9 protein-coding genes are annotated in these 12,461 nt (G+C 58.9%); 3 read left to right on the plus strand and 6 right to left on the minus strand.

The window, feature by feature from the left end; genetic code table 11:
* Nucleotides 1–60 precede the first annotated feature (60 nt).
* Together DYST_RS04855 and DYST_RS04860 are read right to left on the minus strand one after the other, a co-directional pair.
* Nucleotides 61–876: a sulfotransferase family protein gene (locus tag DYST_RS04855; protein ID WP_275666929.1), complete on the minus strand. Its 816-nt coding sequence runs from the start codon at nucleotides 874–876 to the stop codon at nucleotides 61–63.
* 253 nt (nucleotides 877–1,129) lie between these two features.
* Complete coding sequence (locus tag DYST_RS04860; protein WP_239950462.1) at nucleotides 1,130–1,972, minus strand: alpha/beta fold hydrolase; 843 nt, start codon at nucleotides 1,970–1,972, stop codon at nucleotides 1,130–1,132.
* 495 nt (nucleotides 1,973–2,467) lie between these two features.
* Between DYST_RS04860 and DYST_RS04865 the strand changes: the two genes are divergently transcribed.
* Nucleotides 2,468–3,682, plus strand: a complete 1,215-nt coding sequence (locus DYST_RS04865) for an alpha/beta fold hydrolase (RefSeq protein ID WP_239950464.1) — start codon at nucleotides 2,468–2,470, stop codon at nucleotides 3,680–3,682.
* 190 nt (nucleotides 3,683–3,872) lie between these two features.
* Here DYST_RS04865 and DYST_RS04870 read toward each other — a convergent pair whose 3' ends face one another.
* A complete protein-coding gene (locus DYST_RS04870) occupies nucleotides 3,873–4,748 on the minus strand; it encodes a LytTR family transcriptional regulator DNA-binding domain-containing protein (RefSeq protein ID WP_239950467.1) in 876 nt (291 codons plus the stop codon).
* Between the two features lie 153 nt (nucleotides 4,749–4,901).
* Between DYST_RS04870 and DYST_RS04875 the strand changes: the two genes are divergently transcribed.
* A complete protein-coding gene (locus DYST_RS04875) occupies nucleotides 4,902–6,167 on the plus strand; it encodes a M48 family metalloprotease (RefSeq protein ID WP_239950469.1) in 1,266 nt (421 codons plus the stop codon).
* A 3-nt stretch (nucleotides 6,168–6,170) separates the two neighbouring features.
* Here the strand turns inward: DYST_RS04875 and DYST_RS04880 are convergent, their stop codons facing one another.
* Nucleotides 6,171–6,656 (minus strand): cupin domain-containing protein, encoded by a 486-nt coding sequence (locus DYST_RS04880; protein WP_239950471.1) that lies wholly within the window; start codon nucleotides 6,654–6,656, stop codon nucleotides 6,171–6,173.
* Between the two features lie 117 nt (nucleotides 6,657–6,773).
* Nucleotides 6,774–7,883 (minus strand): agmatine deiminase family protein, encoded by a 1,110-nt coding sequence (locus tag DYST_RS04885; protein WP_239950473.1) that lies wholly within the window; start codon nucleotides 7,881–7,883, stop codon nucleotides 6,774–6,776.
* A gap of 426 nt (nucleotides 7,884–8,309) precedes the next feature.
* On the opposite strand from DYST_RS04885, the gene DYST_RS04890 reads away from it, so the two are divergent.
* Nucleotides 8,310–9,986, plus strand: a complete 1,677-nt coding sequence (locus tag DYST_RS04890) for a hypothetical protein (RefSeq protein ID WP_239950475.1) — start codon at nucleotides 8,310–8,312, stop codon at nucleotides 9,984–9,986.
* A 155-nt stretch (nucleotides 9,987–10,141) separates the two neighbouring features.
* Here DYST_RS04890 and DYST_RS04895 read toward each other — a convergent pair whose 3' ends face one another.
* Nucleotides 10,142–12,400: a winged helix-turn-helix domain-containing protein gene (locus DYST_RS04895; protein ID WP_239950477.1), complete on the minus strand. Its 2,259-nt coding sequence runs from the start codon at nucleotides 12,398–12,400 to the stop codon at nucleotides 10,142–10,144.
* Between the last annotated feature and the right edge of the window lie 61 nt (nucleotides 12,401–12,461).

Here is a 12,461-nt window from a genome sequence, read left to right on the forward strand (position 1 = left end):
CGCGGGGATCGAGCGACTTCAAGTCAGGCAGTGCAGAAACCAAGGAATGACAAACAAGCGTCAGACCACGCGTACGCCGCGCGGATTAAGGTTCGGATCCAACCAAAAGGCGTCGTTGGCAAAGCGGTTGAACACATCCGGTGGCAGGATCGTGTTGCGCTCATTGGCTTTCACGCGCGGCCGCACAGCGTGCAGCCCGGGCGTACCGGCCTTGGCGTCAAACTCGCTGGCGTCGTAGCGAAGGTTGTTGATGTCGTGCGCGAACGCGGGTTCGCCGAGAAAGTCGTACACGGCAGCGATCGCACGCGCCGGATCGCTGGTCAGCGTCTCGTAGCGCAACAGCATCAGGTTGGTGGTGTCGTCACCGTAGAACGCTTCTTTCAATGCGTTGTAGGCGTAACCCACCATGCCGTCGCCATTGGCCAGACCTTCAGCGCGCGTATAAACGGTGCCGCCGGCCTGGTAATTGAAAATGGACGAAGGCTGGAAGGCGTTCTTGCGTACCAGTTGCTCGATGCTGTCGATGATCCACGACACATGCCGCACACAGGCAATCACCTTGCCCTGCGGGAACAGCTGCTTGAGCTGAGGCAGCTTGCTGCACCAGGCGCGATTGGTGTCGAACACGACTTCGGCGCTGTACTCGGGACCGTAGTAGTTGTCGAACAGGCCTTTGAGCATGCGGCGACGCTGTTCGTCGGAAACGAATACGGAGTACTCGTTGCGGCCGCTCAGTTCGCCCAGCATCGTGGTGAAGGCGCCGCCGATGGGGCCACTCATGCCCGCATGGAAGCGCGGGTTCTGGCTCAGAATGGCTGACAGCAACGTTGACCCGGACCTGGGCAGGCCCGAAATAAAGTGAAACCGGCGATCCATTAGCTCCCCTGAAAGCTCTGGCAAAAAACCCCGGACACGACCAGCCCCCGCCGCATCGCGCCGTTCATTTATGTGAAATTGATCACGCCCACTGGGCTTGCGGGGATGCTAGGTGATAGGCAGAGGGAGGGACATGTCTGTGCGTCTCAGGTTTAGGACGCACGGATAAGAAACGCGCGGCGATGTCAGACCGCTGTTCCAGCGACGCGCCGTCACGTCGACCGAAGGATTTTGTGAGTCGTCGATGCGCGTACTAGGGAAGCACTTTCGCGAGAAAGGCGAGCACCACGCGATTGAACTCGTCCGGCCTTTGCAGCGGCGCAAAGTGGCTCACACCCCGCAAAATGATCAACTCTGCGCCCGGAATACTCTGCGCCAGATACTCGGCATACTCAGGTTTAATGAATTCATCGTGCTCGCTCTGCACCACCACGACCGGTACGCGGATCGTGGCGAGGCGATCAGCACCGTAGTTGGGCTGCGTTTTCATCATTTCAGTGATGGATCCAACGAAAGCATTGAAATCGTTGGGCGTGCTGGAGAGTTGTGCGTAATCGTTAGCATGACGACTGAAACAGCGTTCAATGAGCGGCGTGGACACAAACTCCTTCGTACCGCTCGGGTCCATATTGCACCCGAAGAAAAAGACTCCCGCCACCCGCTCAGGCGCTTGCATGCCAACGATGAGCGCGATACACGCACCATCGCTCCAACCGATGAGTGCCGCTTTCTCAAGCCGCAGGATGTCCATCACAGCTAGGACATCGGAAGCCATCAACTCGTACGAGTAAGGCTGCGAATCGCGGGTGCTCCTGCCATGCCCGCGACTGTCGATCAGCACGACACAGTGACCCGCCTCGACCAAAGTGGGGATCTGATAACCCCAGTTGCCACTATGACCTAAGCCACCGTGGAGCAGAATGACCGGAGGGCCTTCGCCGTAAGTTGCGTACCAGATCCGGGCGCCGTCGTGATCGATGTAGGCCGATGCAAGTTCCGGCGGAAGCGCGGCTGCACCCTGTACTTCGAACCGCTGAAGGTTATCGTCGTGGGCGTGCATGGGGATCCTCAGGCAAGAAGAAAGGTTGGAATGCATGCTTAGACTCGTTGCGGATTTCCCGGGAATGCCTCCGGTCAGGGAACCACATCAACTGGAAAAGCTCACTCGTATCCATGGCGGCTCCCATCCCCAGGACCTCAAAACGGAATGTCTGTTTTTGGTCTGCACACAGCTTGTTTGTACACCGAGAATAAAGGGTTCGCGACGACGCCCCGCTTTTGGCTCGGTTCCCCGGCGTCCATATTGTCCCAGGACCTGCTTGGACAGGCTCTTCAAATCAATCGCCGTGAAGCATTGCTCACCCATAGCAACAGACGTCCACGTGCTTCCGGCGGAACGCTGGCCGGGGCACAGCAATGACCAACGACACATTTGTCGTCAATCGCAGTGGCGCTAGCCTTCCTTGTGGAGCAATGAGCAGGAACCGGACGCCATGTGAGGCGATGCTATGGCGGGCTGCGCTTTGGCATCTCGCAACGAGTCACGGGTGTCTGCAGCCTTCCAGGCGATGGAACCTAAAAAGGATTGAACATGGAAAAGCGTGACGCGTCACACTCACTGCTGGCCGTTGCGTTATCCGTACTGGCAGCGCTGGTTATCCCCATTTCTACGGCCTTGGCGCAGACGCAGCCGACGGATTTCCAGTTCACTGAGAAACCCGGGCCTTATGCCGTTGGATTGAAAGTAGTCAATCAATACGACCGATCCAGGAAGTTCGCTCTGCATCCCACGAACCATGCGGCGCCCTCCGTCAGCGACACGGGTCCGCGCCCTATCCAGACGTTGGTGTGGTACCCCGCCTCCGGTCACAACGCCAAAGCAATGACCGCTGGCGACTACGCACAGCTTGCGAAGACAGAAATTGATTTCGACCAACCCGATGAAAACAACCGGTGGGTGTCGAAGCTGGCTGCGTCAGCGAACACACTACTTTGGGCACAACGTGATGCGCCCATGGTCGAGGGGCGATTTCCACTTGTCGTTTATGCACCTGGCCAATCATCCGTGGCCTGGGACAATGCGGACATCTGTGAGTATCTTGCGAGCCACGGGTATGTCGTTGTTGCCAGCCCCTCACTCGGTAAATCGACGCGGGATGCCGACGACAACCTCGACGATATCAATGCTGCAGCGACCGACATATCGTTCCTGATCAGCTATGCAAAAACGCTTCCCGATGTGGACATGGCCAAGGTCGCAGTTGCCGGATGGAGCTGGGGTGGCATCGCCAATCTCTTTGCTGCCACTCACGACAGCCGGATCAAGGCGCTGGTCGCGCTGGATGGAAGCATGCGTTATTACTCTGGCCTGATAAAGAAATCCGGCGATATTCATCCCAAACGCATGACCATCCCCTTGTTGTTCTTTACGCGGGGATATTTGTCTCTGGAGGATTGGAATCGCTATGCCACTGCCGATAACGAAGGGCCCAGTGTGCTCAATGCGTGGACGCATGGGGATCTTTTGACCGTCCACATGCTTGGCATGTCCCACCCTGCCTTTGCTTCGATGTATCAGCGCGCCAGTAGCGAACAGAAGTTCGCCGAGAATCAGATGGAAGACTATGGCCGGGAGGACGTCAACATCAGTTATGGGTGGGTGGCACGCTACACCCTGGCTTTTTTGAACGCCTATCTGAAGGGCCAGGCCACTGAGATGGCCTTCCTCAAGGCAGCCCCTGCCGAGCACGGGGTCCCGAAGCATTTCATGAGCGTTGATTTCCGCGCTGCTGAACGCTCTCCTTGAGCGTCCGCGGGGCTTCGTCATCGGTATTTATGCTGCGCTTCGCATCATACCCATCGCATCAAGCGGCCCGTTGCACGACTTTGCGCTCCAGATATCTTCTTGTGCGGACCTACGCGAAAGCCATTGAGCGAGCGTTGGAAGTACGGTCCAAAGTTCGTGGCAGGATTACCCGAACGATCAGGCGCTTGAACTAGAACGAGCGCGAACTATCCGCGATGACCTTTATCTGCTCGATGCTTGCCGCGAGCTGCTTCCTGTAGCTCCGGCTGACGCGTACGACTTGCCCCGTGCGGAGACGCAATTCCGCATCCCCGTTGGTCAGCGGCTTCAAATCCTGGATGCCATGCAGGCACACCATGGCCCGACGATGCACGCGAGCGAACTGTCGAGGGTCGAGCCGCACTTCGAAAGCTGTGATGGTTTGCCTGATGAGATACGTGGCATCACCCACATGCAAGGCAAGGTAGTTGCCCTGGGTTTCCAGCCAATCCACTTGATCCAGCGCCACCTGCACCTGGCGTCCACGGACCTTGGTAGTGACATGCGACAAGGGGCGAGCCGCCGTAGACGCTAAAGTCGAGGGTGCGTCGTCGTCCGTCGTCCGCACCCTACTCAACAAGCGGGCCACGGCAGCCTGGCCGATCAAGGCATAAACCAGCAGCAGCCAGTTGTCTGCCACCTGCCAATAGATCTCCCCCAGGGTGGGCAGCCACGTGTGGGAAAACGCCCAGGCCGCCAATACGCAGGAAAGCAGGATCAGGCCCAATGCAAATCCAGCGACGCCCAGGCCATGAAAAAGCAGGTTGCGCAGGCGATGCTGCCCACTGATTGGAAAGCGATCACCCAGCAACAGCATGGCCGGTGTCGTCATCGCGCCAATCAGGGCGGCCCCAAGCATCCTGGCTGTCTCATGTGACAGAACCAGATGGGCGCCCATCTCCGACGCGCGCATAAGGTTGCCCGGCTCCAGCACCAGCAGAAAGGCCAGCCAGTAGATGAAGCCATACGCCCCCTGGCGCAACCACGGGGGAGGCACGGGGTGAATCATCGCCCGGGTGGCATCCATGCGCGCAGTCTGCCGCGAGCCATGCACACCGTCCATCCCTGGGGGCACTCGACCGGATTTGTGCCGAGTCGTGCCGAAATCGTGGCGAGCCGGTCTCAGGTACAAGCCAAGCCGAATCATAGGCTTGGCCAGTGATGTCTACGAGAGCGAAGCATGGCGAAGAAGACGAACGTGTACTGGCGGACCTCTGGCATAGCGGCTGTCCTGGGGCTGACCGGCGTTGCCGCGACGGTGCACGCCCAGGTTTCTATTCCTCCGGCGCCGCTCCATGAGGCGAGCGTCAATCGACTGCTGGATGCGTATTGGTTGGGCAGTAAGGTGTTACAGCTAGTGCTGCCATGGGTGTTGCTTTACAGCGGATATGGCGCACGTCTATGTCGCTGGCTGGCCGGGCGGGTTGGCGGCTCGCGCTTTCTCACCATTGGCGTGTTCGGCAGCGTCTATATGGTGCTGTACACGTTGCTCAGCCTGCCATTGGACTACGCACGTCATTACCGGCTTCCGATGTCTTTGGGGTGGCTGCACGGCGAAACCATCGGGCAATGGCTGTGGGCGCAGGCACTGGGCCTGATTCCATGGATCGTGGCGGCCATGCTCCTTCTGTGGATTCCCTATGCGTTGATGCGCCGGAGTCTGAAACGCTGGTGGCTTTGGGCAACGGTAGCCACCGCCCCCATCACCGTGTTCTTTCTGATCGCACAACCGGTATGGATAAAACCGCTGACAACGCCCTACGTGGCGCTGGCGGACACGAGCCTGCGCGCATCCATCGACGATCTCGCATCACGGTGCGGCCTCGCACATGTGGCCGTGGTGGTGGGCGGCAGCGACACGGCGGTCTATGGGGTCGGCCCCACGGTACGCATCTTTCTCGAAAGCGACATAGCCAAGAAGGAAACGCCGGACCAGATTCGCTTCACGATTGCCCACGAGCTCAAGCATTACGTGCTGGGCGACAACTGGAAACTGCTGCCTGTCGCCGTCGCGCTAGCACTGCTCGGGTTCTGGATCACCTACCAGGTAGGCCACTGGGCGACACGGCGCTTTCAGCGGCGCATGGGCTTTTCAAGCCTTGAGGACCCGGCATCACTGCCATTGCTCATCCTCTGCATCACTGCGTTGTGGCTGGCGGTGACACCAGCATTCCTCGCCTTCGATCGGCATATCGAGCGCGAAGCTGATCGCTTTGGCTTGGAGCTTTCGCACGAAAACAACGCTGCCGCTCTTCTGTTTGCATCGTGGGCGCAAGATGGCACGGACTGGGTGCAACCCGATGCGTTCGCCCGCGCCTTCTTCTATACGCATCCGTCCATCGCCGAGCGGATCACGATGGCCCATGACTATCATCCCTGGCGAGAAGGCGCACCGCTGCGCTACGCGGACAAATGCACCATGCCATCGGCACCCGTAGCCCAATAGCCCTTATGAACCGGGCGCTCCCTTGGGCGCGGGCACGAGCACATCGTCATCCTTACTCCACGCAGGGGTCGTGATGGCATAGAACTTAAGAACCTCGCCTTTGCTGGCACGAATAGAGCGGACCACCGCGGGTGGAATCAAGATGTAGTCGCCCGGCCCTACCGGATGAGCCACACCACCCGTCCAAACCTCACCATGCCCTTCCAGAATGAAGAAGGATTCTTCGCCAGCCTTGTTGTGGCTCCACGCGCTTGCATGACCCGGATCGAGTTCAAATAGCGCGACGCTGCCCAATTTCGATTTGGCGCCATCAGGGGCCGCATGACCCGTGAGCTCCTTCAGCCGCACACCCTCGGACACTTGCACAAAAGGCAGATCACTGGGAGTGATGACCTTGGGCGCGTTACCGCCCTGCCCGGCTTCTGCAGCCATCACCCCGAAGGATGCGAAGAGGCAGAGAGGAACTGTCCAAATGTACTTGTTCAACATGAGTCACCTAAAGGTATGGAGCTATAGCCAGTGATCAAGCGAGAGAAACACCTCTCGGTCCAATTGACCACGCCTGACTAGTTCAAGAGCGAGCATGCATAACGCTGAGCCTTACGCTCAAGCAGGTTGCTGCTGCGTTGTGCAATGAATGCCACCGCCGCCAGCGGCAATGGCGTCGATATTAAGCTGTATCACCTCGCGAGAGGGAAACAGCTCGCGAAGCATGGCCCGGGCATCTCTATCAGCCTTGCCATCGCCAAACTCGGGGCCAATCACCGCGCCGTTGCACACATAGAAATTGACGTAGCCGGCCGCGAAGTCCTTCGTTTCATACTGCGGTCGAATGGCTGATGGCGCAGGTAACACGACGACCTCCAACTTGCGTCCTTTCGCATCCTCTGCACTACGAAGAATGTCGAGATGACGCTTGGTTACGGCATGGTCGTACGACGAGATGTCGGTATCCAATCCGACCACCACGACACCTGGCTTAGCGAATCGTGCGTAGAAATCCGTATGACCATCGGTGATGTCCTTGCCGGCAATGCCAGGGATCCAGATGATCTTGTCCAATCCCAAAAGTCGCTTCAGCTCGGCCTCGCATGCCGCCTTGGTCAAACCAGGATTGCGGTTACGGTTGAGTATGCAGCTTTCGGTCAAGATGGCCGTTCCCGCGCCATCCACTTCGATGGCGCCGCCTTCCAGTACCAGCCGCGTCGTCAGCGACTGCGCTCCGGCCAGCCGATTGACGGCGCTTGCCACCAAGGCGTCGGCATCATGCTCTTGCTTGCCACCCCAACCATTGAAGTTGAATTCAATGCCCGCTAATTCGCCCTGACCATTCTTCACAAAGACTGGGCCCGTATCGCGCATCCAAAGATCATCAATATCCTGGACGATAAGATGGACGCTGGACCCACACAGCTCCTGTGCGAGATCGTAGTCATCCTCACGCACCAGCATGTTGACCGGTTCATGGGCCGCAATGACCTTCGCGATAGCGCCCAGCGCATGTTGAGCGCCGCTCAGAAGATCTCTTCCCCAGACTTCTTCGCTGGGGCCAAAGGCCATCCACGTTGCCTTGTGGTGCTCACCTTCATCCGGCATGAACCACGGTTTGAACTCCGAGGCAAAGGCGCCACCGACAAGTTCCTCACCCATCGAGCCCAGATACAAGGCGCCCGCCGCCATAGAGCATTGCTTTAGAAAATCACGCCGCGTTTTCATGGCCATCACCGGATAAGAGCGAGCGTCTTGGCTCGAGAAAGTGTTGTTGGAGAAATATGAACGTCGCGACTCAACACAAACATGACATGCCGTCGAGACCGCACCCATCGCGGGAACGGATCATGCGGAAATGAGCTTCGCGACGCAAAAAGTTTCGCCATGGCCCATGATGACATCATTGGGTTTAGCCATGTGCCGGGGTGGCTTTGATCGATTCAGCGAACAAATTTGATACTCGCCACCGTTTTCGAAAGCCCATGCGACGCAGGCTTTTTCGATGTGCAAAATTCGCTTTGTGATGCGGACGTATAGAAGTCCTGCTTGCTAATTTAATCCGAAGAAACCTGTCAAGAATCCTTCATGGGTGGTCACTAGCGTGGCCCTGCCCGCCCAACCCTGGGCGGGCCAGACCTTCTGGAGACCACCATGACAAATCGTTTTGCTCGGCAGCGTATTGGCGCGACCCTTGCGCTCGTTTTGTTCGGCACCGGCATGGTTGCCCATGCCGATGATTCATGGAATCGGCGTGACTTCCACTTTTGGCCAGGCAATCTTGTGCTGAGTCGCAGTGTGTACGACAACAAGGCAAGCAACGTACAGGTCGGTACCGTCCTTCCCGTGAATTGCGCCAGCACAACAGGTGGCTGCGGCGCTGCCAGCGGCGCTCCATTCGATGGCACGTACCCCTATGTGTGGAACAACGACCTGTACGATGGCAGCTTTGGCATCACGGCACGTATCTACCTCGACCAGCTCACACTAGACGGTCATTTGATCGATTCGTTGCAAGTTCCCAATAGCCTGCTGCCGACCGCACCCGAAGGCGAGCTGGTGACCAGCTTTAGTTCAAAGTCCGAGCTTGCGCTGCATCTGTCGCAGGATCACAGGTACCTCAGTTTCATGGGTTACGTCGCACCGGTGAATGCCATCGACGTCTCCAATTCCAATACACCCGGCGCGGTTGATCTGACGAATCCGGATGGTCAAAGCATCTACCGGGCAGTGGCCACAGTTGATCGCAAGGGCCATTTCAACTTCACGGAAACCAATGCCTACAGCGGCAACAACGGCCGTGCTGCCATCCTGCTCAACCGCGACGGTGCCGACTATTTCTTCACCGCCGGCAATGCCGGCAATGGCAGCAATCCGCAACCCGCCGGAGTCGTTCTTGGGGCAGGCGCGCAGTTCATCACGCCGACACACTTGCCGGAGATTGCACAGCACCCCGTCGCCACTACCCCACTGGCCAGCTTCTCTATCGCTGCGCTTGGCCTGAAGGCCGACAAGATTGGCAAGGATGATAATTTTCGCGGCATGACCGTGCACGACGACGTTGTGTACTTCACCAAGGGCAGCGGAAGCAATGGCGTGAATACGGTGTATTTCGTCGATACCACGGGCACGGCATGCCCCAACGGTGTCGGCGTACCGGTGCTCGGCGCCGCGTTACCCAGTGCACCGCTGGCTTATAACGCGAGCACCGTGCTGAGCGATGGACTGCCGACCAATATGTGCATCCTCGCCGGATTCCCGACCACGCCCGCGAAGACCGCGAAGACGCTGGCTTACCCGTTCTCGCTGTGGTTTGCCGACGCCAATACGCTTTATGTGGCCGACGAAGGAGACGGCTATGTGGGAGGCGCCGATCTGTACACACACGCTGCCGCACAGACGACGGCGGGTCTGCAGAAATGGACGTACGACAGCAGCAGCAAGACGTGGGTACTGGCTTATACCTTGCAGGCGGGACTCAATCTTGGCCACGCCTATACGGTGGGTGGCTATCCAACCGGCATCAACGCCGCCACCGAGCTGCCTTGGTCGCCGGCCACCGACGGACTGCGCAACCTCGTGGGTCGCGTCGATCGCGATGGTCGCGTGACGATCTGGGCCACAACATCTACCGTCAGTGGCAATGGCGATATAGGTGCCGACCCGAATCAGCTAGTGGCCATTCGCGACACATTGAAGAACAGCAATGCCACTGTCGCCGCGCAGGAGAAGTTCGTGACACTGCGCACCGCTAACTTTGCAGAAGTGCTCCGTGGCATCTCGTTTACACCGGATCAGGACTCGGACGATCGTGACCACGATCACCATTAAGTCGACTACTGGCAAGCGCTGAATCTCAACGGGGGCGCCGGCGAAAACGCGCCGGCGCCTTGTAGACAAATTCGACTGAGCATCCCTGTAGCAACGGCGTCGACGCGCCATAGCCCCTTTTAAGACCCAGCTAAGCTAGCCATGCGAATGGCAGACTAGCTACCGACGGGATACTTCCGCAGCAGCGCCTTGAAGCGTGGGTCGTCACGCAGCGGATCCCATAGGGGATCGAGCTGGAGCAATGCGCTCGACAGAATGGCCCCAGCCGGCATGGACAGCACGCGTTCGATCAGAGGAATAGCCTGATCGGGCTGACCGACCCGCACGTAAAGCTGCGCCTGGTACGCGAGCATGTCCGCACCCGTGAGGGCATCTTGGGCGACCGGCATCAAGGCAACAGCACGCTCGCCTTCAGCAACGGCTTCAGGCTTTCGTCCAAGCCCGGCGTAGGCAAATCCCAGGGTGAGGTGCAGGTCCGCGTCGTCCGGCCGCTCAGCCAGCGCAGCTTGAGCATGCGTGGCTACATCGTCATACACCTCTGCCGCCTTGGCCGTGTCTCCAGCGGCCTGCAAGGCCCACGCTAGATACAAGCGCCGAGGTAAAACAACGTTGTCCGGATCGTCCCAGTTCTCTGCCTTGTCCGCCTCAGCCACTTTGACGGCGCCTGCATAGTCGCGAGCCAACTCGCGCTCGAAATACATGGACATGATATTGGCAGCGTAGGCATCGCTGCCCGGCTTGAGTGCCGCTAGCGCGGCATGCATCGCTGCCGGATCGCCCTTCCACACCAGCTCATTGAAGACCTGAGCCATACGTTCGCCGACAGGATTTTTGCTCAACGCGAAAGCGGCGGCATAAGCCTGATCCGCTTCTGCGTAACGGCGCATGCTCTGATAGGTCACGCCGAGTTGGTTGAATGCATATTCGCTGTGTGGATCAAGCACAGTGGCTGCGCGAAAGCGCGTCAACGCTTCATCCCAGCGCCCCTGGCGCCGCGCGATCGCGGCGATAAGCAGCTCGACCGTGGCACTGTTCGGTAGCGTCTGCCGTGCCAACTCGAGTCGGGTAGTGGCACCGGCGTAGTCCCGGTGCCCCCAGTAGTCATACAAGCCGAGGGCGTAGTGTCCCTGGCCCAGGTTCGGCTGCAGCGCCAGCGCACGATCGGCGGCAGTTTTCGCCTCAGCCAATCTCGCGTTTGTGCGATCAGGTGCGAAGAAATACATCTGCATGTGAGCCCGCGCCAGCGCTGCCGAGGCGAGCGCGAAGTCCGGGTCCATGGCCAACGCCTGTTGATACATCGAGATCGCCGTGGGCAACTCGGACGATGACAGCGTGGGATCATCGTAGGCGCGGTTCGCGTGCACGCCGGCTCGCAGGTACAGATCGTAGGCGCCAGCGTTGCGGGTTGGCACGGTGTCGATACGCGCGGTCTCGGCGGACGTCAGTTGTACTTTCAGCGCCTCCGCAACGTTCTGCGCAACCTCGCCTTCCACATTGAAAACGTTGTCCAGCGTGCGTGTGTAGGCTTTCGCCCAAAGGTGATTGCCACTGCTTACATCGATCAACTGCACATTGATCAGCACCTGATTGCCGACCTTTTGTACCGTGCCCTCAAGTAGCGTAGCCACACCCAACTGTCGCGCTATGGTTTTGATGTCTTCCGGATGGCTGGGGTACTTCTCTGTCGAGGTGCGAGAGATCACCTTGAGGCCGCCAATGCCCACCAATTGGGTCAGGATCATGTCCTGCATGCCGCTGGCGAAATACGCGTTGCCCTTGTCTGTACTGAGATTCTCGAATGGCAGCACCGCGATCGACTTGAGATCGACCACTGACGCTGCGTCCGCGGAGTGATGTACGAGCTGGTGACGACCGAGCAATACGGCAACCACCACGAGCAGACCTGCGATCACCGCGACGAGAAGCTTTCCAAACTTGCGTGTCTTATCTGGTCGCTGAGGTATTGCCGGGTTCGTGGCCGTTGCCGCCTCAGGCACGGCGACGTCATGGGCGAGGATCGGCACGAACACCGGTTCGGGGGCGACCAGTGCCTTGTTTGTGCTCAACCCCTCGCGCGACGAGGCAAATTGCACCTCGGCATCGAGGCGAAAGCCAACGCCATGCACGGTATGCAGATAGTGGTTTTCTTCACCGCTCTCGCCAAGCGCATGGCGCAGCAACGCGATGATGCGACTGAGGGAGGAAGGCGTGACATGGCTATGCCCCCACACCTCGTCGAGAATCTCATCACGACTCAACACGCGGCCAGGGTCGCGCGCCAATAGGACAAGCACGGCGAACGCCTTGCGCTCGAGCCCGACTTCCTCGCCATCGACAAACAGACGATGGCCTAGGGTGTCGATCTCGATCGTGCCGAACGCCATCCACGCAGCAGAGGCGGACTCTACAGCCATCGGTTCGACCTCCGTTACCGCCCTTGGTCCCGTTCAGGTTACACCAAATCTGTCGCAAGCC

It is taken from the genome of Dyella terrae, from assembly GCF_022394535.1.
In the GTDB taxonomy this organism is placed as follows: domain Bacteria; phylum Pseudomonadota; class Gammaproteobacteria; order Xanthomonadales; family Rhodanobacteraceae; genus Dyella.

Coding starts and splice junctions, on each gene's coding strand:
- DYST_RS04855 (WP_275666929.1), bottom strand. CDS start 876: ATGGATCGCCGGTTTCACTTTATTTCGGGCCTGCCCAGGTCCGGGTCA.
- DYST_RS04860 (WP_239950462.1), bottom strand. CDS start 1,972: ATGCATTCCAACCTTTCTTCTTGCCTGAGGATCCCCATGCACGCCCAC.
- DYST_RS04865 (WP_239950464.1), top strand. CDS start 2,468: ATGGAAAAGCGTGACGCGTCACACTCACTGCTGGCCGTTGCGTTATCC.
- DYST_RS04870 (WP_239950467.1), bottom strand. CDS start 4,748: ATGGATGCCACCCGGGCGATGATTCACCCCGTGCCTCCCCCGTGGTTG.
- DYST_RS04875 (WP_239950469.1), top strand. CDS start 4,902: ATGGCGAAGAAGACGAACGTGTACTGGCGGACCTCTGGCATAGCGGCT.
- DYST_RS04880 (WP_239950471.1), bottom strand. CDS start 6,656: ATGTTGAACAAGTACATTTGGACAGTTCCTCTCTGCCTCTTCGCATCC.
- DYST_RS04885 (WP_239950473.1), bottom strand. CDS start 7,883: ATGAAAACGCGGCGTGATTTTCTAAAGCAATGCTCTATGGCGGCGGGC.
- DYST_RS04890 (WP_239950475.1), top strand. CDS start 8,310: ATGACAAATCGTTTTGCTCGGCAGCGTATTGGCGCGACCCTTGCGCTC.
- DYST_RS04895 (WP_239950477.1), bottom strand. CDS start 12,400: ATGGCTGTAGAGTCCGCCTCTGCTGCGTGGATGGCGTTCGGCACGATC.